Origin of the sequence: Microbacterium commune (genome assembly GCF_014836945.1) — a bacterium.
In the GTDB taxonomy this organism is placed as follows: domain Bacteria; phylum Actinomycetota; class Actinomycetes; order Actinomycetales; family Microbacteriaceae; genus Microbacterium; species Microbacterium commune.
Window position 1 is genome coordinate 1,477,962 of sequence record NZ_JACSPX010000001.1, and the last position, 18,129, is coordinate 1,496,090.

The window sequence follows — 18,129 nt, forward strand, 5'->3', positions numbered from 1 at the left end:
GTGATATCCGAGCCGGCAGCCCGTACCCTGGATGATATGCCCGCATCCGACAAGACGCCGCCCGCCCGCAGCACCCCCGTGCGCAAGACGGGGTCCGCTCGCGGCCCTCAGGTGCGCCCGGCGACGGAGGGCTGGACGCAGCAGAAGGATGCCGAGGGTCGCCCGCTCCTGCAGTTCGCGAGCCCCAAGCGGGGCAAGCCGCCGGTGCACCTGGCCGACCTCACCCCCGCCGAGCGCGTCGAGAAGGTGAAGGAGCTGGGGCTGCCGGGCTTCCGCGCCAAGCAGCTGTCGACCCACTACTTCACCCACTACACGTCCGACCCGGCGCACATGACCGACCTCCCGGCCGCGCAGCGCGACGAGCTGGTCGCGGGCATGATGCCGCCGCTGATGACCGAGGTGAAGCGCCTCGAGACCGACAAGGGCGACACGATCAAGTTCCTCTGGCGGCTGCACGACGGTGCGCTCGTCGAGTCGGTGCTCATGCGCTACCCGGGCCGGATCACCCTGTGCGTGTCGTCTCAGGCCGGCTGCGGCATGAACTGCCCGTTCTGCGCCACCGGGCAGGCGGGACTCACGCGCAACATGTCGACGGCAGAGATCATCGAGCAGATCGTGCGTGCCAACCGGGCCATCGCCGACGGGGAGCTCGGCGGCAAGAAGGCGAACGACCATTCGATGGAGCGGGTGTCGAACATCGTCTTCATGGGCATGGGCGAGCCGCTCGCCAACTACAAGCGCGTGATGGACGCCGTGCGCATCATGGTCGCCCCGCAGCCGGACGGACTCGGCATGAGCGCCCGCGGCATCACCGTCTCGACCGTCGGCCTCGTCCCGGCGATCAGGAAGCTCGCCGACGAGGACATCCCCGTCACCTTCGCGCTGTCGCTGCACGCGCCGGACGACGAGCTGCGCGACGAGCTGATCCCGGTCAATTCCCGCTGGAAGGTGGGGGAGGCGCTGGATGCCGCTCGCGAGTACTTCGACAAGACCGGCAGGCGCGTGTCGATCGAGTACGCCCTGATCAAGGACATGAACGATCACCCGTGGCGCGCGGATCTGCTCGCCTCGAAGCTGAACTCCCGCGGGCGGGGCTGGGTGCACGTGAACCCGATTCCGCTGAATCCGACGCCCGGGTCGATCTGGACCGCGTCGGAGGTGCACGTGCAGAACGAGTTCGTGCGCCGACTCAACGACGCCGGCATCCCGACCACCCTGCGCGACACCCGTGGCAAGGAGATCGACGGGGCCTGCGGCCAGCTGGTCGCGACCAGCGAAGACGAGGCCGAGGCCGCAGCGCTGGTCTGATCCCCGTCGCGCTGGTCTGATCCCGGCTACCGCGGTGTGCGCCGACGGAGCAGCCGACCGGATCCCTCGATCAGCTCCGCCCACGCGTCGACGTCGACCGCGCATTCCACGACGGCGCAGGTCGGGAGGTCCACGAACTCGCCGGTGAGGTCGGCCACGGCATCCGCCATTCCGGGGTTGTGTCCGACGAGCATCGCGACGTCGACATCGTCGGGCAGCGCAGCGGCGACCGACAGGATGGTGCGCGCCGACGCGGCGTAGAGCGCGGGCTCGTCGGCCACCTCCATGCGGAACACGGCGGCGTACTCGTCGGCCGTCGCGCGCGCGCGCAGCGCCGTGCTCGCGACGATGTGCTGCACTCGCACGCCCTCCGCGAGAAGTCGCCGTGCCATGGCCGGCGCGTCGCGCGTGCCCCGCGCGTTGAGGGGACGGTCGTGGTCGCGCACCGACGGATCGCCCCAGTCGGACTTGGCGTGCCGGGCGAGCAGGAGGGTCTTCATGGCGTCCAGCCTGGCATCCGCGATCGCTCGCCGCACCCCATTCTGGGAGCGGCTCGCAGGGAGCATCCGGCGGTCGCACAGCCACGATTTCCTAGTCTGGAGGGATGTCCTATTCCGCACATCGCCCTGGCCGGATGGATTCCCAGGGGCGGATCTCGTTCGAGTCCGACGCTCCCCAAGGCGCGGTCACCGACGAAGACCTCGATTTCCTGCGTCAGTACGAGCCGACCGGCGCAGAGCCGGAGCGCGCGCACGACGACGGGCCCGAGACGCACCCGACCGCGGTGATCGACGACGCCGCGCCCGCGGCATCCGACGACCGCCCGATCGAGCCGCGCCGGCCGCGTCAGCCGACGCGCGCACCGCGCCCGACCCGCGAGCGTCGCCCGCGAACCCCCGGATCGCGCCTGCGCACGATGGCCATCCTCGGCGGTGCCGAGGGTGAGATCCTCGATCGCGTGCCCGGCGAGACGCCCCGTTTCGTGCAGATGTTCTTCGTGCTGGTGGGCACCGCGCTGGTCTCGGCCATCTCGATGATGTTCGCGCTGACCACCGGAGTGCAGGTCGCGATCTGGGCGGCCGTGCCGCTCGCGATCGTGTGGGCGGCCATCATCTTCAACCTCGACCGCTTCCTCACGTCGACGATGTCCTCGACCCGCAACGTGGGCAAGATGCTCGCTCTGGCCCTGCCGCGTGTGGCGATGGCGGCGCTGATCGGGTTCCTCGTCGCCGAGCCGCTCGTGCTGCAGGTGTTCCACAACGACATCGCTCGCGAGGTGGCATCCACCAACATCACCCAGTCGCAGTCCGATCAGGACGCCCTCGAGAAGGGGCCCGAGAAGAAGGCCCTGGACGCGGCGACCGAGCGCGTCGCCGCTCTCGAGAACCAGGCTGCGACCGGTGTCGTCGCCGGCACCGACTCCGGCTCGGCCACCACCGCAGCGGCGCAGGCGACGGTCGATGAGCTCACCGCCAAGATCGCCGAGCAGCAGAAGGTCATCGACTCCGCCCGTGCGCTGTACCAGTGCGAGCTGACCGGAGAGGGCGCGGGCACCGTGCCTGGCTGCACCGGGGTGAACGGTCAGGGCTCGAGCTCCGACGCCGCGAAGGCGCAGCTCGCTCAGGCCCAGCAGACCTACGACGCGCTCGCCGCCCAGCTTCGTTCGGCCAACGACGACCTCTCGGCAGCCGAGACGGGAGCGCAGGCGAACACCGCGGCCTCCGAGGCCACCAACCGCGAGCAGGCGAAGGATCAGCTGCCCGCTGCGAAGAAGACCTATGAGCAGGCGCTCGATGCATACAACACCCGGGCCGACGCGATCGCGCAGGGCAACGCCGGTGCCGTCGGCCTGCTCAGCCAGATCACCGGGCTCAACCGCCTCGGCGAGAAGGAGCCCACCATCTTCTGGGCACATTGGCTCATCGCGGCGCTGTTCTTCATGATCGAACTGCTGCCCGTGCTCGTGAAGGTGCTCACCAGCTGGGGCGACCCCTCGCTGTACGAGAAGGCCCGCTCGATCCGCAGGCAGGTCGAGCTCGATCGCGTGACCGCAGAGGGGTTCCGAGACAGGGCGGCGATCGTGACCGCAGCGGATGCCACTGCGGGCCGATCCCCGGCATCCGGAGTCCCGTCTGCGGATCCGGCGCCCACCGCGCCGATCACCCGCGCCGACATCCGCGAGACCGCCTCCGTCTGACATGATGGCGCCATGGCGGGCACCAGGGCGACCCTCGGTGCGGCCGCCGCGACGGTGGTGCTCTCGCTGAGGATGACGGGGCCTGACCCGGCTGCTGTCAAGGTTTGACGCTTGGATCTGCAGCGCGCCCGATCACGGATAGCGTTGTACTCATGGTCAACTATCGCTATCTCGGAAACAGTGGTCTCAAGGTATCTGAGATCACCTACGGCAACTGGGTGACGCACGCGTCGCAGGTCGATGACGACGCCGCCGTCGCCACCGTCCATGCCGCGCTGGATGCCGGGATCACCACCTTCGACACCGCCGACACCTATGCGAACACGGCAGCAGAGGTCGTGCTCGGTAAGGCGCTCGCAGGTCAGCGTCGCGCCGGTCTCGAGATCTTCACCAAGGTGTACTTCCCGACCGGCCCGATGGGGCCCAACGACACCGGGCTGAGCCGCAAGCACATCTTCGAGTCGATCGACGGCTCCCTGCAGCGGCTCGGCACCGACTACGTCGACCTCTACCAGGCGCACCGCTTCGACTACGAGACCCCACTCGAGGAGACGATGCAGGCGTTCGCCGACGTCGTCCGCCAGGGCAAGGCGCTCTACATCGGCGTCTCGGAGTGGACCGCGGAGCAGCTGCGCGAGGGTCACGCGCTGTCGCGTCAGCTCGGCTTCCAGCTGATCTCGAACCAGCCGCAGTACTCGATGCTGCACCGCGTGATCGAGGGCAAGGTGGTGCCCACATCCGAGAGCCTCGGCATCTCGCAGATCGTGTGGTCGCCGATGGCGCAGGGTGTGCTCAGCGGCAAGTACCTGCCCGGCCAGCCCGTGCCCGACGGCTCGCGCGCGACCGACCCGCACTCCGGCGCCGACTTCATCAAGCGCCTGCTGCAGGACGACATCCTCGAGGCCGTGCAGAAGCTCAAGCCGATCGCGGCGGATGCGGGTCTGTCGATGCCGCAGCTCGCGATCGCGTGGGTGCTGCAGAACCCGAACGTCGCCGCCGCCCTGGTGGGCGCGTCGCGCCCCGAGCAGCTGGCCGAGACCGTCAAGGCCTCCGGTGTGCGCCTCGGCGCCGACGTGATGTCGGCGATCGACGAGGCCCTGGGCGACGTCGCGAACACCGACCCGCTGGACACCTACGACGTGTCGCCGAAGACCCGCCTGGTCTGACCCGCACGCTCTCACGAAAGGGCCCCGGGGTCATCGCGGGCACGAGCACGCGGAACAGCGCACCGAGGCGCGAGCATCCGTCGATCTGCGGGTCCTTGGCGCGGTTGCGCGGCGGGCATGCGGCTCGGATCGGGTCAGAGCACGGTGATGTCGACCTGCAGGTCGTGCGTGAGCCGCTCGATGTCGGCGCGCAGCGCCTCGAGATCGGCGGATACCGGCAGTGTGGCGGTGACGGATGACTCGAACAGCCGGCCCCCGGCCATCGCGGCGTCCCGGGTCTGCGTGGTCATGCTCTCGATGCTCAGTGCGTGAGCGCTCAGCACACCGGAGATCTCCCGCACGATGCCTGCGCGGTCGTTGCCGAGCACGCTGATCGAGATGCGCTGCGCGGGGCCGGATGCCGGGGCGTCGGCGCCCGCGTGGACGGTGACCGCGAGCATCCCCTCGAGCGCGTCGAGATCGCTTCGCAGGGCAGCGACGCGATCGTCGGCGACCGAGATCTCGATCACCCCCGCGAAGGTGCCGGCGAGCTCTGCGAGCTGGCTGTTCTCCCAGTTTCCGCCGTGCGCGGCGACGACGTCGGCGACCGTCGAGACGAGCCCGGGCCGATCCGCTCCCGCGACCGTGAGGATGAGCGTGGTCATGCGCTCAGCGTAGCGCTCTCACCAGGCGCCGCCATCGAGGAAGCGCTGCATCCTCTCGAGATGCGGCGTCAGATCCCAGCCCTGCGCGGCGACCCAATCGTCGTCGTAGTAGGTCTGGGTGTAGCGGATGCCGCTGTCGCAGATGAGCGTGACGACGCTGCCGGTCTCGCCGGCATCGCGCATCCGGCTGATCAGCTCGAAGGCGCCGTACAGGTTGGTGCCGGTGGATCCGCCGGTCAGGTGCAGCGTGCGCTCGCGCAGCAGGCGGATCGCGGCAACGGATGCCGCGTCGGGGACGACGATCATCTCGTCGATGACGCTCGGCACGAACGACGGCTCCATGCGGGGGCGGCCGATGCCCTCGATCATCGAGGGCGTGCCGACGGCATCCCGGTCGCCGCGCCAGGCGGCGTAGAACGCCGAGCCCTCGGGGTCGACCACGGCGACCTCGGTCGCGTGACGGCGGTATCGCACGTAGCGGCCGAAGGTGGCGCTCGTGCCGCCGGTGCCGGCGCCGACGACGATCCAGCGGGGGATGGGATGCCGCTCCTGCGACAGCTGGCTGAAGACGCTCTCGGCGATGTTGTTGTTGCCGCGCCAGTCGGTCGCGCGCTCGGCGAAGGTGAACTGGTCGAGGTAGTGGCCGTGGCATCCGGCCGCGAGGCGCCGCGCCTCAGGTGAGATCTGCTCGGCATGCTCGACGAAGTGGCACCCTCCCCCGTAGAACTCGATGAGGTCGATCTTCTCCTGGCTGGTCGACCGCGGAACGACGGTGATGAAGTTCAGTCCGAGCATCCGGGCGAAATAGGCCTCGGAGACCGCCGTCGACCCGCTCGAGGACTCGACGAGCGTCGTGTCCTCATCGATCAGGCCATTGACCAGCCCGTAGAGGATCAGCGAGCGGGCGAGACGGTGCTTGAGTGAGCCGGTCGGATGCACGGACTCGTCCTTCAGGTACAGGTCGATGCCCCAGTCGGCCGGAAGGGGGAACAGATGCAGGTGCGTGTCGGCCGAGCGGTTGGCGTCCGCCTCGAGCACCTGGATGGCGGAACTGACCCAATCGCTCATGATCCGAGGGTAGCGGTGCGCGCGGGCGAAGCCGGAGGAACCGGATGCCGTCAGGGCACGTGTACCAGCGCGCCCTGCGAGCTGTCGGTGCCGAGGCGGAACTCGAAGCGCGAGCGATCGCCGCGGTGGTAGGCGATGAAGAACTCGATCGGCCGGCCCGACGCGTCGCGGCTGACGCTGCGCAGACGCAGCAGCGCCGAGCCGGCGCTCACGCCCAGCTGCGTCGCCTGCTCATGCGTGGCCACCGTGGCCTCGGCGGAGCGGACGCCGTGCGTCGCCACCACGCCGTTCGCGGCCAGCAGGGCGTACAGCGAGGAATCTTGCAGGTCCACTCCGAGCGTCGGCTCGCCGACGGCGAGGGGCATCCACGTCGTCGACAGCGACCACGCCTGGCCGTCGACATGGCGCAGTCGGGTGAGTATGACCACGGGCTCGCCCGGCTCCAGCTCCAGGGCGGCCGCGACCTCGGCATCCGCGTCGATCACCTCGTGCCGCAGCACCTCGCTGCGCACGTGGCCCCCGCGGCGCTGCACCTCGTCGAACAGCCCGACCAGCGTGTGCACGAGCGACTCGCTCGTGCGCGGGCGGGCGACGAAGGTGCCCTTGCCCTTGATGCGCTCGACCACACCCTCGTGTTCGAGCTGCGCCAGCGCCTGACGCACCACCGTGCGCGAGATGCCGTACTGCTCGCACAGGCGGTGCTCTCCGGGCAGGGGGTCGCCCGGCTGCAGGCCGTCGCGGGTGATGCCGTCGAGGATCAGCTGGCGCAGCTGGTCGTACATCGGGGCGGTCGCGTCGCGATCGATGCCGTCGACGACGACGCCGGGCGTGGCGGAGGAAGGGACGGTGCTCATGCGCGGCTCAGTACGCGACACCGGCGTGCAGGATCACGTTGGCGTACGGGGTGAACTCGCCCGAGCGCACGAAGGCGCGGGCGGCGCGGGTGCGGGTCTTGAACTCGACATGCGGCACGAGCTCGATCTCGATGCCGGGAAGACGCTCTCGCAGCGCCTCGAGCACGTGCGGGCTGATCTCGGCGACCTCGGCCGAGACCGTCGCGCCCTCGACGACCAGCTCCGCCAGCACCGTGTCGAGCACGTCGAGGAAGGCGGGAGCGCCGGGGCGGTAGGCCAGATCGATGCGCTCGGCGTCCGGAGGGATGGGCAGGCCCGCGTCGGTGACGACGATGAGGTCGGTGTGCCCGGTCTCGCTGATCACCCGGGACAGGGCGGGGTTGATGGTGGTGTTCGTCTTGCGCATCGTCTTTCCTCCGGCGTCGGGTGCGGTCAGTTCGACGCCGGGACGGGCGCCGGCGCTGCCTCGGGGTGTGCGGCGAGCAGCGCGTCGACCTCGCCGCGGTGCGGCAGGCTCGGCGATGCTCCCTGCCGGGTCACGGTGATCGCCCCGGCGGCACTGGCCAGGCGGGTGGCCTCGGTCAGGCTCCAGCCCTCGGCGAGTGCTGCGCCCAGGTAGCCGGCGTAGGCGTCGCCCGCAGCCGTGGTGTCGACCGGCGAGACGGGGATCGGCGCGATGAATGCGACGCCCTCGACGGTCACGACGCACGACCCCTTCTCGGCCATGGTGATCACCGCGGCGCCGACACCCTGCTCGAGGAACCAGCGTCCGGCCCGCTCGGCCGATGCCGCGTCGGTGACCTCGATGCCGCTGAGCAGCGTCGCCTCGGTCTCGTTCGGAGTGACGATGTCGATGTTGCGCCACACCGCGGCATCCAGCGGGGCCGCCGGCGCCGGGTCGAGCACGACGGTCATGCCGTGCTCGCGCGCGCGGGAGGTGATGTGCAGAGTCAGCGAGGCCGGAGTCTCGAGCTGGGTGAGCAGCACCGACGTCGTGGGGGCGAGCGCGGCGAGGGCGGCGTCGATCTGCTCCTCCGACAGCTGCGCGTTGGCGAGCGGCACCATCACGATGTCGTTCTGCGCCGACGCGTCGACGCGGATGTGGGCGATGCCGGTCGGCCCCGGCACGGTGCGCAGGTGCGTGAGGTCGACGCCGGCGCTGCTGAGTCCGTCGACGACGAGGTCGTGGAAGAGATCGTCGCCCACGCATCCGACGAAGCTCGTGCGGGCTCCCGCGAGACCCGCGGCGACCGCCTGGTTCGCGCCCTTGCCACCCAGCAGCAGAGTGAACTGATCGCCGAGGATGGTCTCTCCGCGCGCGGGGAGGCGCTGCGAGAAGGTGGTCACGTCAGCGGTGACGCTGCCGACGATCACGACGCCGGTGCGGGAGGTCGGGGCGGGGGTCATGGTGGTCCGATCGTCGTCGTCTCGGCGTCCGGCTGTCTTTGGACGCCGACGGATGCTGTCATAACATTAGCCGAGTGCAAACCTGTAACGACAGGTTGACGGGAGGAGAACCGATGACAGCTCCGCGGCTGTACGTGGACAGTGCCGATGTCGATCGCGTCGGCAGGCTGCTCGCCGCCGGAGTGGTGCACGGCGTCACCACGAATCCCACGATCCTCGAGCGTGGCGGGCGGGATGCCGCTGCCATCCCCGAGCTCTACCGACGCTGGGTCGACGAGGGCGCCGACGAGGTGTTCTTCCAGACCTGGGGCGGCGACGCGGCATCCTTCCTGCGCAACGCCGACGGCATCCGCGCGCTGGGAGACCGCGTCGCTGTGAAGGTGCCGGCGACCGCCGAGGGCTTCGCCGCAGCATCCGCCCTGGTACGCGACGGTGCTTCGGTGCTCGTCACGGCGGTGTATTCGGTCGCGCAGGCACTCGCGTGCGCGAGCATCGGCGTGCGCTACATCGCGCCTTACCTCGGACGGATGCGCGATGCCGGCCTGGACGGCGCGGATCTGATCCGGCGGATGCAGGCGGTGTGCGAGGGCAGCGGCACGGATGTGCTGGCCGCGAGCCTGCGCAGCGCCGATGACATCGTCGGACTGCGCGAGCTGGGCGTGCCGTATTTCACCGCCGCGCCCGACGTGCTCGACGAACTGCTGTTCCACGAGGTCAGCGAATCCTCGGCGGCCGAGTTCGACGCCGCGATGGTGCGCCTCGGCGCCTGACCCCGCCCCCCTCGACCGCCGGCCCGCTTCTCGCTCCGTCGACCCGCTTCTCGACTGCCGACCCGCTTCTCGACTGCCGACCCGCTTCTCGCTCCGGTATGAGTTTCGGTCGCCTAAAGCGGAATCGGGCGGCACCAACTCATACCGGAGCGAGTGGCGGGGGTGTTCGCCGGAGGGGACGGGCCGCCGGGTCAGGCGTTGGCCGCCTGGCGCAGCCAGCGCTCGACGCCGGCGACGTGCGCCGTCGCCAGAGACGTGGCCAAGGCCGAGTCGTGCGCGGCGATGGCCTCGGCGATCGCGCGGTGCTCTGAGAGCGTGCGATCGACCGCGCCCTGCTCGGTGACCCCGCGCCACACCCGGGCGCGGATCGTCTGGCTGCTGAGGCTGTCGATCAGGCTCGCGAGATAGCCGTTGCGGGTGAGCCTGACGATCTCGCGGTGGAAGCGGATGTCATGCGCGACCAGGTCATCGATCGACACGGTGCCCGGATCGATCGAAGAGATCTCGTCGATCAGTCCCTGCGCTTCCTCGGCGGTGGCGTTGCCGGCGGCGAGACCGGTGGCCTGCGATTCCAGCATCCGGCGCACGGCGAACAGCTCCAGCAGCGAGTCGTCGTCGTGCATGTCGACGACGAAGCTGATCGCTTCGAGCAGCAGGTGCGGTTCGAGGCTGGTGACGTAGGTGCCGTCTCCGCGGCGCACGTCGAGAACACGGATCACCTCGAGGGCCTTCACCGCCTCGCGCATCGAATTGCGCGAGAGGCCCAGACGCTCGGAGAGCTCCTTCTCGGGCGGGAGCCGGTCGCCGGGGGCGAGCTCGCCCGAGACGATCATCGCCTTGATCTTCTGGATCGCCTCATCGGTGACTGCCATGCGCTCATCCTAATCATTGATCGGATGTCTGAAGCGGGCGTGTGAGGATGGGAGCATGCGCGTCGTCGACAGCCATCTGCATCTCTGGGATCCGACTGTTCTCCACTATCCCTGGCTCGCCGGCGCCCTCGATGCGCGCTATGCCACGGCGGAGCTGCTCGCCGCGCCCATCGCGGATGCCGCAGAGCAGATCGCCGTGTTCGTCCAAGCCGCCGCCGTGGAAGAGCAGGCGCTGGACGAGGTGCGCTGGGTGGACTCGATCGCGCCCGCGACAGGGGTGTTCGGCATCGTCGCCGACGCCCGTCTGCACCGGCCGCAGGGGCTCGGCGACCACCTCGATGCGCTGGCGGAGTTCGACCGCGTCGTCGGGGTGCGGCACCTGCTGCAGGGCGAGCCCGACGGATTCGCCCGCACGGATGTCTTCATCGCGGGTGCCCGTGAACTGGCCGACCGGGGGCTCACCTTCGACGCCTGCGTGCGCGCCCACCAGATCCCCGACGTCATTGCGTTGGCCGATGCGGTTCCGGGTCTGCCCATCGTGCTCGATCACCTCGGCAAGCCGGCGCTCGGCACAGCGGCGGAGTCGCTTCGCCCGGCTGCGGACTGGGCGCGCGACCTGCGCCTTCTGGCGGAGCACCCGAACGTGCACGTCAAGCTGTCGGGGCTGCCGGCCGAGGCCGACGGTGTGATCGACGCGGCCCGGATGGTGCCGTTCCTCGATGCGGCCGCTGAGGTGTTCGGCGAGGATCGACTGATGTGGGGCAGCGACTGGCCGGTGTCCTCGGTGGATACCGGCGATGCCGCCGGAGACCGCTACGTCTCCGGCGGACGCGACGCGTGGTTCCGCACCGCGCGCGACTGGGCTGCTGCGCGCGGCCTCGACACCGACCGGGTCTTCTGGTCGAACGCGCTCGCGTTTTACCGCATCCACTGACCCGCTCTTCGCTCCGGTATGAGTTCGTGCCGCGTCGGCGCCGTTCAGGCGGCACAAACTCATACCGGAGCGAGAAGCGGGTCGCGGGGTCGCCGACGAGCGGCGTCAGGGGCGGGCGCGCAGCGCCGCGCTGACGCGTTCGACGAGCATCCGAGGGTCGGCGAGCAGCGTCGCCGTGACCTCGATCACCACCCACCCCGCCGCCCGCAGGCGGGCGAGGCGCTCGACATCGGCGGCGTAGCTGTTCGCGTGCAGCACGCCCTGGTACTCGATCGCTACCTTCCGCTCGGGGTATGCCAGATCGGCGCAGGCGACGAACCGGCCGTGCTCGTCGTAGACATCCTGATTCAGCACCGGCTCGGGCAGGCCGGCGAACACGAGATGGCAGCGCACAGCCGACTCCCGAGGAGACCACGAATCCTCACGGATGAGTTCGACCGCCTCCCGAAGCCGACGGATGCCCGTCCTGCGGCCGGCATCGATCGCCGCCTGCAGGCGTGCGACGGTCGACAACGGGGGCGTGCCCGCGCGCGGCCGACCGTACCCGGCACGCCAGACCCTGCAGAAGTAGTCGCCCAGGGCGACCAGATCGACCAGCGGAAGATGCCCGAGGCTGGCCCACGTCGTCGCGGGATCGGCGACCGGGATGCGCTCGACGTGCGTGTAGCGCGAGGTGCGATGCCGCGCGCGGTGGGCACTGACACCCTCCGCGCGGATCAGGTGGCCGCGTCCGAAGGTGCTCACGTGCACCGTCAGGTCGGATGACGACGCCGGCGCACCGGCATCCGTCCACGTCAGCGGGAGCGGGGCGTGCCACATCGCGGCCGCTGACTCGTGACTGATGAACTGCGATCCCTCGAGGCGGGGCGCATAGCGGCGCACCAGGTCACGTCGCGCCTCGGCCTGGAGCGTGAACGGATCCGGTTCGGCGGCTCGGGGCGGGTCCTCTGCGTCGGACTCGTCCTCAATCTCGGCGTCGGCCGCGGCCAGGAGAGCCGGCACGGCACGGATGCCGCGGAACGGGCGCTCGAGATCCCCGCGGCGAAGGCGCGAGCGAGCGACCCCCGCCTGCGCAGCTTCCCGCACGCTGAAGATCGCACCCAGCTGGGCGGGGAGAGGTCGAGGTTTCGGCATCCGCCGACCTTCGCAGATCCGCGGCCGGCGCGCGCGAGCTATCCACAGCGCCCCGGAGCCGCCCGCAACCACCGCGCTCCGGTATGAGTTCGTGCCGCCTGAATGCGATCCAGGCGGCACGAACTCATACCGGAGCGAGAAGCGGGTGGGTTATTCGGGGCGCAGGCGCAGGGCGGCCATGCCGCCGTCGACCTCGATGAACGTGCCGGTGGTCGAACCGGAAGCGGGACTGACCAGGTACAGCACCGCGCCGGCGACCTCGTCCGCCGAGACCAGGCGGCCGTGCGGCTGGCGGGCGTTGAGCGCCGCGCGCTCGGCCGCCGGGTCCGCAGCCGAGTCGAGCAGGCGCCCCACCCACGGGGTGTCGGCGGTGCCCGGATTGACGGCGTTCACCCGGATGCCCTCGCGCAGATGGTCGGCGGCCATCGCGCGCGTCAGGGCCGAGACCGCGCCCTTCGACGCCGAGTACAGCGCGCGCTGCGGCAGCCCGGTCGTCGAGGCGATGGATGCCGTGTTGCACACCGCCGCAGCCGGTGACCGGCGCAGCCACGGCAGGGCCGCCGAGGTCACCCGGGCGATGCCGGTGACGTTGATCGAGAGCACGCGAGCCCACTCGTCGTCGTCGTTCGCGGCGACGTCGCCCTGGGCGCCGATGCCGGCGTTGTTGATCACGATGTCGATGCGCCCGAACCGCTCGGCGACGCCGGCGACGGCGGCATCCACCGATGCACGATCCGAGACATCCGCGGTGAACGCGGCGAAGCGCTCGTCGGCGCCCGACGGGTCGCGGTCGAGCACCGCCACCTGCGCCCCTTCTTCGTGCAGCCGGCGCGCGATCGCCGCGCCGATGCCGGATGCTCCGCCGGTCACGATCGCGACGAGACCCTCCACCTGCCCGCTCATCGCTGCGCCTCCCACGCCACGAATTCCTGACGCTGACGGCCCAGGCCCTCGATCTCGATCTCGACCACGTCGCCCGCACGCAGGTAGGGGAATTTGCCGCCGAACGCGACACCCTGCGGGGTTCCGGTGAGGATGAGGTCACCGGGCTCGAGGGTCACGTACTGCGAGAGGTGGTGCACGATGGTGCGCACGTCGAAGATCATGTCGTTCGTGTTCGAGTCCTGTCGTGCCTCGCCGTTCACGAAGCTCTTCAGGTTCAGGTTGTCGACATCCACCTCGTCGGGGGTGACCAGCCACGGGCCGGTGGGGTTGAAGCCGAAGGCGATCTTGCCCTTCGACCACTGCCCGCCCGACACCTCCATCTGGAACGCGCGCTCGGAGACGTCGTTCGCGACGACGTAGCCCGCGATGTGGGCCGCGGCCTCGTCGACCGAATCGAGGTAGGCCGCTCGCGTGCCGATCACGATGCCGAGCTCGACCTCCCAGTCGGTCTTCTCGCTGCCGCGGGGGATGGTCACGGTGTCGTTGGGGCCGACGACGGTGTTCGGCGTCTTCAGGAAGATGATCGGCACCGTGGGCGGCTCGGAGCCCGACTCCCGGGCGTGGGCGGCGTAGTTCTGCCCGATGCAGATGACCGCGCTGGGGCGGGCGATCGGCGCGCCGATGCGCAGGGCCGCGGCGTCGGTCACCTCGGGCAGCGAGGCCCCGTCCAGGGCTGCGCGGGTGCGGCCGACCGGGTCGTCGGCGAGGAAGTCGCCGTTCACATCGGATGTCACGGGGCGCAGATCGTAGGTGCGGTCACCGTCGATGACGACCGGGATCTCTCTTCCGGACTCGCCGAGTCGTGCGAACTTCATGATTCTCCTTCGTCTCAGACGGGCGGATGCTGAGACGGCACCCGCACGTTGACAGTATAGACATCCGATGTTTACACTCCAAGGGTCTGCGTCGGACTTTCCCACGCACCCGAAGGAGCACTGTGAGCCGTATCGTCGCGCTGGACACCAGCGACATCCGCTTTCCCACGTCGCTGAGCCTGGACGGCTCGGATGCGATGAATCCCGACCCCGACTACTCCGCGGCCTACGTGATCATCCGCACCGACGCCGGCGACGACATCGACGGGCACTCCTTCGTGTTCACGATCGGCCGCGGCAACGATGTGCAGGTCGCCGCGATCGACGCGCTCGCCGGCCACCTCGTGGGCCGCGAGATCGAGCCGCTGCTCGACGACATGGGCGGCACCTTCCGCGACATCATCGGCGACTCGCAGCTTCGCTGGCTCGGGCCCGAGAAGGGCGTGATGCACATGGCCATCGGCGCCGTCATCAACGCCCTGTGGGACATCAAGGCCAAGCGCGCCGGGCTGCCGCTCTGGCAGCTGCTGGCGCGCATGACGCCCGAGCAGATCGTCGATCTCGTCGACTTCCGCTATCTCACCAACGCGCTCACCCGCGACGAGGCGCTCGAGATCCTCCGCGCCGCCGTGCCCGGACGCGCCGAGCGCGAAGCCGAGCTGCTCGCGACCGGCTATCCCGGATACACCACCAGCCCGGGATGGCTCGGCTACTCCGACGAGAAGCTCGAGCGCCTCGCACGCGAGGCGATGGCCGACGGCTTCACCCAGATCAAGCTCAAGGTCGGCGCCGACCTCGACGACGACATCCGCCGCTTCCGCAAGGCCCGCGAGGTCGTCGGTCCCGACTTCCCGATCGCGATCGACGCCAACCAGCGCTGGGAGGTGTCCGAGGCGATCGAATGGGTGAACGCGCTCGCCGAGTTCAACCCCGCCTGGATCGAGGAGCCCACCAGCCCGGACGACATCCTCGGCCACGCCGAGATCGCCCGCGGCGTCGCCCCCATCCGGGTCGCCACCGGCGAGCACGCCCAGAACCGGATGATCTTCAAGCAGCTGCTGCAGGCCGACGCCATCAAGGTCATGCAGATCGACGCGGTGCGGGTCGGGGGCGTGAACGAGAACATCGCCAACCTGCTGCTGGCCGCCAAGTTCGGCGTGCCGGTGTGCCCGCACGCCGGCGGCGTGGGACTGTGCGAAGCCGTGCAGCACCTGTCGATGTTCGACTTCGTCGCCGTCAGCGGCAGCCGTGAAGGTCGTCTGATCGAATTCGTCGACCACCTGCACGAGCACTTCGTGGTGCCCACCGACATCCAGGGCGGGTCGTACATGGCCCCCACGGCGCCGGGCACGAGCATGGAGATGCACGCCGCCAGCATCGCCAAGTACACCTGGACGGGCCAGCATGTCATCGACTGACCTCGCCCTGCCCGCTCTGGGCTACGGGGCGGCGAACGTGGGCAATCTGTTCCGCGAGCTCAACGACGATGAGGCGTGGGCGGTGCTCGAGGCGGCCTGGGATGCCGGCATCCGCTACTTCGACACCGCACCGCACTACGGGCTGGGGCTCAGCGAGCGCCGTCTCGGCGCCTTCCTGCAGACCAAGCCGCGCGACGAATTCGTGCTCTCGACCAAGGTGGGGCGGCTGCTGCGCCCGAACCCCGCCCACGCTCCCGGCGGCCTCGACACGGCCAACGACTTCCACGTGCCCGACGATCTGCAGCGGGTGTGGGACTTCACCGAGGCGGGCATCCGGGCCAGCATCGCCGAGTCCCAGGAGCGTCTCGGTCTCGACCGCATCGATCTGCTGTATCTGCACGACCCCGAGCGCAACGACCTCGATCTGGCGCTCGCCGAGGCCTTCCCCGCCCTGGAGGCGGTGCGCGCCGACGGGATCGTGCGCGCGATCGGCGTCGGATCGATGGTCTCGGAGGCCCTCGCGCGGTCGGTGCTCGAGGTCGATCTCGACCTGATCATGGTCGCGGGCCGGTACACGCTGCTCGAGCAGCCCGCGGCGGCCGAGGTGCTGCCCGCGTGCGCGGCGCGCGGGACCGGGGTCGTCGCGGCATCCGTCTTCAACTCCGGGCTGCTCGCGCAGAGCGAGCCGCGGCGCGACGGCCGGTACGAGTACGGTCAGCTGCCGGAGGAGCTCTGGCAGCGCCTCGTGCGGATCGCCGCCGTCTGCGCGGCGCACGACGTGCCGCTGCCTGCCGCGGCGATCCAGTTTCCGCTGCGGGCGCCCGAGGTGCGCTCGGTCGTCGTCGGCGGCAGCCGCCCCGCGCAGCTGCGCCAGAACGCCGAGTACGCCGCGCTCGACATCCCCGACGAGCTGTGGGCCGAGCTCGCCGCCGAAGGACTCATCCCCGCCTGAATCGTCGAAGGAGATCCGGATGCTCGAAGGAATCAACCCTCTGCTCACCGGCGAGCTGCTGCTGCACCTCGACCGGATGGGCCACTCCGACGCGGTGGTCGTCGCCGACGCGCACTTCCCGGCCTGGGCGCTGGGGGAGCGGGTGGTGGACCTGCCGGGCACGACGACCCCCGAGGTGGTCGCGGCGATCCGTTCGGTGCTGCCGCTGGACGACGCCCCCGGTATGGACCTCATGGAGTCGGCGGACGGGGAGGTGCTCGACGTGCAGCGCGAGCTGATGACTGCGGCCGGCACGACGCTGCAGACGACGGGTTTCGTCGAGCGCTTCGCGTACTACGACGTCGCGAAGGGCGCGTATCTGATGGTGCGCACCGGCGAGACCCGCAAGTACGGCAATGCCCTGCTGCGCAAGGGCGTGGTCGGCCATCCGTCCGCCTGACCCGGCCCCCGCCGCCGTTGCCCGCCTGGCGGCCGCCGCCGTTGCCCGCCTGGCGGCCGCCGCCGCTCACGCCGCCGCCGACACCGAACCCGCCCCTCGCTCCGGTATGAGTTCGTGCCGCGTCGGCGCCGTTCAGGCGGCACGAACTCATACCGGAGCGAGAAGCGGTGGCCGGTCAGTGGAGGTCGATCGTGCGCACGGCGTGCAGGCCGTCGCGGATGAAGCGGTTCGCGTGCGCGGCAAGGTCATCGGAGTCCTGCCAGAGGTTGCGCCAGATGCCGAGCGTGTTGCTCAGCTCGGCGCTGACCACTGCCGACGAGAACGATTCGAACACCACCGGGCCGTCGTAGCGCACGTCGTGCAGGGCGCGGAAGAACGCGCCGAAGTCGACCGAGCCGGTGCCGAGGTACCCGCGGTGGCTCTCGCCGATGTGCACGTATCCGAGCCGACCGGCGGCGGCGACGTCGTGCACGGGCTGGAAGAGATCGGACTCCTCGATGTTCATGTGGTACGTGTCGAGGTGCACCGACACCCCGTCGAGCCCGGCGCTGTCGAGGTAGGCGAGCGCTCCCCGTCCGGTGTTGAAGACATTGGACTCGTAGCGGTTCACGACCTCGAGCGAGAGGCGGATGCCGCGCTGCGCGGCCTTCTCGGCGAGGCGCGCGATCGCGGCGCGGCTGTTCGCCACCCCGCGCTCGGTGGTCGGAGCGCCGTACTTCTGCATGGCGGAGTAGATCACGCCGCACAGCACGTCGCCGCCCATGGCGGCGACGTGATCGAGGCAGCGCTCCAGCATCCGCTCGCCGGCGGCGACGACGGCCTGATCCTCGCTGGTCAGGTCGGTGTCGGCGGTCAGCCCGAGGGATGCCGTGACCGCCAGCTCGTTGTCACGCAGCAGGCGTCCGGCCAGGTCGGCGTCGAACCCCGCGACGTCCATCAGCGGGATCTCGACGAGGTCGAAGCCGGCCCGTTTGGCCCCCTCGATCGCCCGACGCAGCCCCTGCTCGTCGAAGGTGCCGGTGAAGACCAGGGCGTGCGCGCCGATGAGCATGACTCTCCTTCCGGGCGCACGCACCTCGCACGCCGTCGTGACCAAGATGTTATTACATGTCTGGCAAGATGTCATTACAGGTCTTCCGCACGACGATCTGGTCACGTACTGTCAGATGCACTTGCGCGAGCGGTGAGACCGACGCACAATTGATC

At 70.1% G+C, this 18,129-nt stretch carries 19 protein-coding genes; 8 read left to right on the forward strand and 11 right to left on the reverse strand.

Annotation, left to right across the window (positions count from 1 at the left end):
- The first annotated feature begins 36 nt into the window (after positions 1-36).
- Complete coding sequence (gene rlmN, locus H9633_RS06835) at positions 37-1,308, forward strand: 23S rRNA (adenine(2503)-C(2))-methyltransferase RlmN (RefSeq protein ID WP_071644808.1); 1,272 nt, start codon at positions 37-39, stop codon at positions 1,306-1,308.
- A gap of 26 nt (positions 1,309-1,334) precedes the next feature.
- Here the strand turns inward: rlmN and H9633_RS06840 are convergent, their stop codons facing one another.
- Positions 1,335-1,808 (reverse strand): SixA phosphatase family protein, encoded by a 474-nt coding sequence (locus tag H9633_RS06840; protein WP_191712558.1) that lies wholly within the window; start codon positions 1,806-1,808, stop codon positions 1,335-1,337.
- 104 nt (positions 1,809-1,912) lie between these two features.
- On the opposite strand from H9633_RS06840, the gene H9633_RS06845 reads away from it, so the two are divergent.
- Both H9633_RS06845 and H9633_RS06850 read left to right on the forward strand, forming a co-directional pair.
- Positions 1,913-3,505 carry a DUF4407 domain-containing protein gene (locus H9633_RS06845; protein ID WP_191712559.1) on the forward strand — a complete coding sequence of 531 codons (1,593 nt, stop codon included), beginning with the start codon at positions 1,913-1,915 and terminating at the stop codon, positions 3,503-3,505.
- Between the two features lie 152 nt (positions 3,506-3,657).
- Positions 3,658-4,671, forward strand: coding sequence for an aldo/keto reductase family protein (locus H9633_RS06850; protein ID WP_071644806.1), 1,014 nt, complete (start codon positions 3,658-3,660; stop codon positions 4,669-4,671).
- Positions 4,672-4,805: 134 nt separating this feature from the next.
- Here H9633_RS06850 and H9633_RS06855 read toward each other — a convergent pair whose 3' ends face one another.
- Genes H9633_RS06855 through H9633_RS06875 form a run of 5 tightly spaced genes read right to left on the reverse strand, consistent with a single transcriptional unit; the run spans position 4,806 to position 8,644 of the window.
- Positions 4,806-5,315: a glycine cleavage system protein R gene (locus H9633_RS06855; protein WP_191712560.1), complete on the reverse strand. Its 510-nt coding sequence runs from the start codon at positions 5,313-5,315 to the stop codon at positions 4,806-4,808.
- An 18-nt stretch (positions 5,316-5,333) separates the two neighbouring features.
- Positions 5,334-6,383: a PLP-dependent cysteine synthase family protein gene (locus H9633_RS06860; RefSeq protein WP_191712561.1), complete on the reverse strand. Its 1,050-nt coding sequence runs from the start codon at positions 6,381-6,383 to the stop codon at positions 5,334-5,336.
- A 50-nt stretch (positions 6,384-6,433) separates the two neighbouring features.
- Complete coding sequence (locus H9633_RS06865; RefSeq protein WP_191712562.1) at positions 6,434-7,237, reverse strand: GntR family transcriptional regulator; 804 nt, start codon at positions 7,235-7,237, stop codon at positions 6,434-6,436.
- 7 nt (positions 7,238-7,244) lie between these two features.
- Positions 7,245-7,643, reverse strand: a complete 399-nt coding sequence (gene rbsD, locus H9633_RS06870) for a D-ribose pyranase (protein ID WP_071644799.1) — start codon at positions 7,641-7,643, stop codon at positions 7,245-7,247.
- A 26-nt stretch (positions 7,644-7,669) separates the two neighbouring features.
- Positions 7,670-8,644 carry a ribokinase gene (locus tag H9633_RS06875; protein WP_191712563.1) on the reverse strand — a complete coding sequence of 325 codons (975 nt, stop codon included), beginning with the start codon at positions 8,642-8,644 and terminating at the stop codon, positions 7,670-7,672.
- 113 nt (positions 8,645-8,757) lie between these two features.
- Between H9633_RS06875 and H9633_RS06880 the strand changes: the two genes are divergently transcribed.
- Positions 8,758-9,414, forward strand: coding sequence for a transaldolase family protein (locus H9633_RS06880; protein ID WP_071644797.1), 657 nt, complete (start codon positions 8,758-8,760; stop codon positions 9,412-9,414).
- A 191-nt stretch (positions 9,415-9,605) separates the two neighbouring features.
- Here the strand turns inward: H9633_RS06880 and H9633_RS06885 are convergent, their stop codons facing one another.
- Positions 9,606-10,286: a FadR/GntR family transcriptional regulator gene (locus H9633_RS06885; protein ID WP_191712564.1), complete on the reverse strand. Its 681-nt coding sequence runs from the start codon at positions 10,284-10,286 to the stop codon at positions 9,606-9,608.
- A gap of 55 nt (positions 10,287-10,341) precedes the next feature.
- Between H9633_RS06885 and H9633_RS06890 the strand changes: the two genes are divergently transcribed.
- Positions 10,342-11,220, forward strand: a complete 879-nt coding sequence (locus H9633_RS06890; protein WP_191712565.1) for an amidohydrolase family protein — start codon at positions 10,342-10,344, stop codon at positions 11,218-11,220.
- A 105-nt stretch (positions 11,221-11,325) separates the two neighbouring features.
- Here H9633_RS06890 and H9633_RS06895 read toward each other — a convergent pair whose 3' ends face one another.
- The 3 genes from H9633_RS06895 to H9633_RS06905 all read right to left on the reverse strand — a co-directional run bounded on the left by H9633_RS06895 (position 11,326) and on the right by H9633_RS06905 (position 14,114).
- Positions 11,326-12,354 carry a type IV toxin-antitoxin system AbiEi family antitoxin domain-containing protein gene (locus tag H9633_RS06895; protein WP_191712566.1) on the reverse strand — a complete coding sequence of 343 codons (1,029 nt, stop codon included), beginning with the start codon at positions 12,352-12,354 and terminating at the stop codon, positions 11,326-11,328.
- A 150-nt stretch (positions 12,355-12,504) separates the two neighbouring features.
- On the reverse strand, positions 12,505-13,257 hold the full coding sequence (locus tag H9633_RS06900; RefSeq protein ID WP_191712567.1) for an SDR family NAD(P)-dependent oxidoreductase: 753 nt from the start codon (positions 13,255-13,257) through the stop codon (positions 12,505-12,507).
- Positions 13,254-14,114 (reverse strand): fumarylacetoacetate hydrolase family protein, encoded by an 861-nt coding sequence (locus tag H9633_RS06905; protein ID WP_191712568.1) that lies wholly within the window; start codon positions 14,112-14,114, stop codon positions 13,254-13,256. The genes H9633_RS06900 and H9633_RS06905 overlap by 4 nt, the downstream gene beginning before the upstream one ends.
- A 122-nt stretch (positions 14,115-14,236) precedes the next feature.
- Between H9633_RS06905 and H9633_RS06910 the strand changes: the two genes are divergently transcribed.
- The 3 genes from H9633_RS06910 to H9633_RS06920 are packed head-to-tail and all read left to right on the forward strand — an operon-like array spanning position 14,237 to position 16,923.
- Positions 14,237-15,532: an L-fuconate dehydratase gene (locus tag H9633_RS06910; RefSeq protein ID WP_191712569.1), complete on the forward strand. Its 1,296-nt coding sequence runs from the start codon at positions 14,237-14,239 to the stop codon at positions 15,530-15,532.
- Positions 15,519-16,484 carry an aldo/keto reductase gene (locus H9633_RS06915; RefSeq protein ID WP_071640512.1) on the forward strand — a complete coding sequence of 322 codons (966 nt, stop codon included), beginning with the start codon at positions 15,519-15,521 and terminating at the stop codon, positions 16,482-16,484. Before H9633_RS06910 ends, H9633_RS06915 begins: the two co-directional genes overlap by 14 nt.
- Before the next feature lie 19 nt (positions 16,485-16,503).
- Positions 16,504-16,923, forward strand: coding sequence for an RbsD/FucU family protein (locus tag H9633_RS06920; RefSeq protein ID WP_191712570.1), 420 nt, complete (start codon positions 16,504-16,506; stop codon positions 16,921-16,923).
- A 175-nt stretch (positions 16,924-17,098) separates the two neighbouring features.
- Here H9633_RS06920 and H9633_RS06925 read toward each other — a convergent pair whose 3' ends face one another.
- Positions 17,099-17,974: a sugar phosphate isomerase/epimerase family protein gene (locus tag H9633_RS06925; RefSeq protein ID WP_071641886.1), complete on the reverse strand. Its 876-nt coding sequence runs from the start codon at positions 17,972-17,974 to the stop codon at positions 17,099-17,101.
- Positions 17,975-18,129 lie beyond the last annotated feature (155 nt).

Bases quoted from the DNA above. Each gene is read 5' to 3' on its own strand.
- rlmN (WP_071644808.1), top strand. From the start codon at position 37: ATGCCCGCATCCGACAAGACGCCGCCCGCCCGCAGCACCCCCGTGCGC.
- H9633_RS06840 (WP_191712558.1), bottom strand. From the start codon at position 1,808: ATGAAGACCCTCCTGCTCGCCCGGCACGCCAAGTCCGACTGGGGCGAT.
- H9633_RS06845 (WP_191712559.1), top strand. From the start codon at position 1,913: ATGTCCTATTCCGCACATCGCCCTGGCCGGATGGATTCCCAGGGGCGG.
- H9633_RS06850 (WP_071644806.1), top strand. From the start codon at position 3,658: ATGGTCAACTATCGCTATCTCGGAAACAGTGGTCTCAAGGTATCTGAG.
- H9633_RS06855 (WP_191712560.1), bottom strand. From the start codon at position 5,315: ATGACCACGCTCATCCTCACGGTCGCGGGAGCGGATCGGCCCGGGCTC.
- H9633_RS06860 (WP_191712561.1), bottom strand. From the start codon at position 6,383: ATGAGCGATTGGGTCAGTTCCGCCATCCAGGTGCTCGAGGCGGACGCC.
- H9633_RS06865 (WP_191712562.1), bottom strand. From the start codon at position 7,237: ATGAGCACCGTCCCTTCCTCCGCCACGCCCGGCGTCGTCGTCGACGGC.
- rbsD (WP_071644799.1), bottom strand. From the start codon at position 7,643: ATGCGCAAGACGAACACCACCATCAACCCCGCCCTGTCCCGGGTGATC.
- H9633_RS06875 (WP_191712563.1), bottom strand. From the start codon at position 8,644: ATGACCCCCGCCCCGACCTCCCGCACCGGCGTCGTGATCGTCGGCAGC.
- H9633_RS06880 (WP_071644797.1), top strand. From the start codon at position 8,758: ATGACAGCTCCGCGGCTGTACGTGGACAGTGCCGATGTCGATCGCGTC.
- H9633_RS06885 (WP_191712564.1), bottom strand. From the start codon at position 10,286: ATGGCAGTCACCGATGAGGCGATCCAGAAGATCAAGGCGATGATCGTC.
- H9633_RS06890 (WP_191712565.1), top strand. From the start codon at position 10,342: ATGCGCGTCGTCGACAGCCATCTGCATCTCTGGGATCCGACTGTTCTC.
- H9633_RS06895 (WP_191712566.1), bottom strand. From the start codon at position 12,354: ATGCCGAAACCTCGACCTCTCCCCGCCCAGCTGGGTGCGATCTTCAGC.
- H9633_RS06900 (WP_191712567.1), bottom strand. From the start codon at position 13,257: ATGAGCGGGCAGGTGGAGGGTCTCGTCGCGATCGTGACCGGCGGAGCA.
- H9633_RS06905 (WP_191712568.1), bottom strand. From the start codon at position 14,114: ATGAAGTTCGCACGACTCGGCGAGTCCGGAAGAGAGATCCCGGTCGTC.
- H9633_RS06915 (WP_071640512.1), top strand. From the start codon at position 15,519: ATGTCATCGACTGACCTCGCCCTGCCCGCTCTGGGCTACGGGGCGGCG.
- H9633_RS06920 (WP_191712570.1), top strand. From the start codon at position 16,504: ATGCTCGAAGGAATCAACCCTCTGCTCACCGGCGAGCTGCTGCTGCAC.
- H9633_RS06925 (WP_071641886.1), bottom strand. From the start codon at position 17,974: ATGCTCATCGGCGCGCACGCCCTGGTCTTCACCGGCACCTTCGACGAG.